The following is a 2,883-nucleotide window of genomic DNA, read 5'->3' on the forward strand; positions in this document are numbered from 1 at the left end:
CATCGCGCATTAGAGGTTTGCCATGCAGCTCTTTCCTTGCCCATTCTGCGGCCCGCGCGACGAAACCGAATTCCACTATGGCGGCGATGCCGGCAATGTCAGGCCGGATGGCATCGACGTGCCGACCGATCGCTGGGCTGGCTACCTCTATCTGCGCGGCAACCCGAAAGGCACGGCGCGCGAGATCTGGGTCCACATGATTTGCGGCGAGTTCTTCGTCATGGAGCGGGACACCGTCACCCACAAGGTGCTGTCTTCGGCCGCTCTCGACGGGGAGCATGCCGCGTGACCGCCTCACGTCTTGCCACCGGCGGCAGCGCCATCGACCGCTCGCGCCCGATCCGCTTCAGCTTCGACGGAACCATCGTGCAGGGCTTTGCCGGCGACACCATCGCCTCGGCGCTGCTGGCGGGTGACGTCGCGGTCGTCGGCCGCAGCTTCAAATACCACCGGCCGCGCGGCATATGGGGCGCCGGCGTCGAGGAGCCCAACGCGCTGGTCGATATCGGCGGCTTGTGGGCGACGCCCAACACGCGCGCCACGACCGAGCCGGCGCGCGACGGACTGGTGGCGAAAAGCGTCAATGCCACGCCCAGCGCACTGGCCGACCGCCACGCCTTCCTGGACCGTTTTGCGCGCTTCATCCCGGCCGCGTTCTACTACAAGACCTTCATGTGGCCGGACTGGCACAGGTTCGAGCCGCGCATCCGCGCCATGGCGGGGCTGGGCACGGTCGATGCCGACTGGACCTCGCCCGGCATGGCCGACCAGATCAACCATCATTGCGATGTGCTGGTTGTAGGCGCGGGACCGGCCGGGCTGGCAGCGGCAAGGCTGGCGTCTGGTGCTGGCCTGACTGTCACATTGATAGACGACCAGCAGAGCCCCGGCGGATCGCTTGGCCATCGTGCCGCGGAGATCGACGGCAAGCCGGCGGCCGTATGGGTCAAGGAGACGATTGCCGAGCTTGTCGCTGGCGGTCACCTCATCCTGCCTTCGACCACCGCCTTCGGCATCTACGACCACAATCTGGTCGGTCTGAATCAGCGCCATTTCGACGGCCGGCCGGATACGCTGTGGCGGGTCAGGCCGCGCCAGATCGTGCTGGCGACCGGCGCCATCGAGCGGCCGCTGCCTTTCGCCAACAACGATCTGCCGGGCATCATGTCGGCGGATGCGGCGTTCGCCTATCTCCGGCGCCACGCTGTGCTGGTCGGCCGCCGCATCGTCGTCGCCACCAACAATGACAGCGCCTATGAGGTGGCGGGGGCGCTTGCCGAGGCCGGCGCCGAAGTCAGGCTTGTCGACATCCGGCGCAACGGCACGCCTGCCGCGCCGGCCAATGCCCGGTTGATCAAAGGGCGTTCTCTCGCATCCGCCAGCGGCAAGCTGCGCGTCGACGGCGTGACGCTCGACGACGGCACGAGGTTCGATGCCGATTGCGTCCTGGTCTCCGGCGGGTGGACGCCGACCATCCATCTCTTCGGCCAGGCCAAGGGCAAGCTCGCCTGGAGCGATGCGCGCGCCGCCTTCCTGCCAAGCGATCCGGTCGACGGCATCGCCGTGATCGGCGCCGCAGCCGGCGCGGTCTCCTTGTCGGAGGTGTTTGCTGGCGCCGGCCCCGCCTTTGCACCCCTCGGCCAGACGAAGGCTCCCCTACCGCGCAGCACCGGACCGGAGGCGACGGGAGGCATTCTCCCGGCATGGCCGATTCCGGGCTCGAAAGGCCGTATCTGGATCGATTACCAGAACGACGTGACGGTGAAGGACGTCGAACTGGCAGCGCGCGAAAACTTCGTCTCGGTCGAACATCTGAAGCGCTACACCACGCTCGGCATGGCAACCGACCAGGGCAAGACCTCCAACCTGCCCGGCCTGGCGCTGATGGCCGGTATCACCGGGCGTACGGTGCCGGAGGTCGGCACCACCACCTATCGTCCGCCATTCACCCCGGTGCCGCTGGCAAGCTTTGCCGGCGCGCGCGGCGGCGAGTTGATGGCGCCGGTGCGCCGGCTGCCGCTCGAAAACGTCCATCGCGCCAATGGCGCTGTCTTCCAGGAATATGGCGGCTGGCTGCGCCCTGCCCATTATGGCGGCAGCGCTGACGCGGAGCGTTCGATCGCGGACGAAGCACGGCGCGCGCGCCAGTCGGTCGCGCTGTTCGACGGTTCGACACTCGGCAAGATCGAGGTGATCGGGCCGCAGGCGGCCGCATTCGTGGATTTTCTGTACTACAACACCATGTCGACGCTGAAGCCGGGCCGCTGCCGCTACGGCTTCATGCTGTCGGAGAACGGCGTGGTCTTTGATGACGGCGTTCTGGTGCGGCTGGGCGAGCATCGCTTTGTCGTCTCGTGCTCGTCCTCGCATGTCGCTGCCGTTCACGCCCGGCTGGAGGAATGGCGACAGGACCGCTTCGGACGCGGCGCGATCTATATTCACAACGCCACATCGGACATGGCAACGTTGACAGTTTCAGGACCGAACGCCCGAAAACTGCTCGAAGCGCTGGATCTCGGTCTCTCGCTCGGCGACGCCGATCTTCCGCATATGGCCATCGGTCATGGCACCTACGCCGGCAACGAAGTCCGCATTGCCCGCGTCAGCTTCACCGGCGACAGGAGCTACGAGATTTCGATCCGGGCCGATCGCGCCGAGCCGTTATGGGCGCATCTGCGCAAGGCGGGCCAGGCGTTCGACGCCGTCGTCATCGGCCTGGAGGCGCTGATGATCCTGCGCGCCGAGAAAGGCTTTATCGTCATTGGCAAGGACACTGACGGCACCACCCTGCCGCACGATCTCGGCGTCGACGGCCCGCGCGTCAAGCGCCAGACCGAGTTCGTCGGCCGCCGCTCGCTGTTCACCGAAGAGGCCTCGCGTGAC

2 protein-coding genes are annotated in these 2,883 nt (G+C 66.9%); both read left to right on the forward strand.

Going from position 1 to position 2,883, the window contains the following annotated elements:
* Window positions 1–22: 22 nt before the first annotated feature.
* Window positions 23–289, forward strand: coding sequence for a sarcosine oxidase subunit delta (locus EN906_RS29415; protein WP_127272032.1), 267 nt, complete (start codon window positions 23–25; stop codon window positions 287–289).
* Window positions 286–2,883: sarcosine oxidase subunit alpha family protein (locus tag EN906_RS29420; protein ID WP_127375573.1), on the forward strand; the 2,598-nt coding region annotated here is incomplete at its 3' end. The genes EN906_RS29415 and EN906_RS29420, both read left to right, overlap by 4 nt.

Source organism: Mesorhizobium sp. M7A.F.Ca.CA.004.06.1.1, from assembly GCF_003999135.1.
In the GTDB taxonomy this organism is placed as follows: domain Bacteria; phylum Pseudomonadota; class Alphaproteobacteria; order Rhizobiales; family Rhizobiaceae; genus Mesorhizobium.

What these genes read in the sequence shown, in the direction of transcription:
- EN906_RS29415 (WP_127272032.1), top strand. Translation starts at nt 23, where the DNA reads ATGCAGCTCTTTCCTTGCCCATTCTGCGGCCCGCGCGACGAAACCGAA.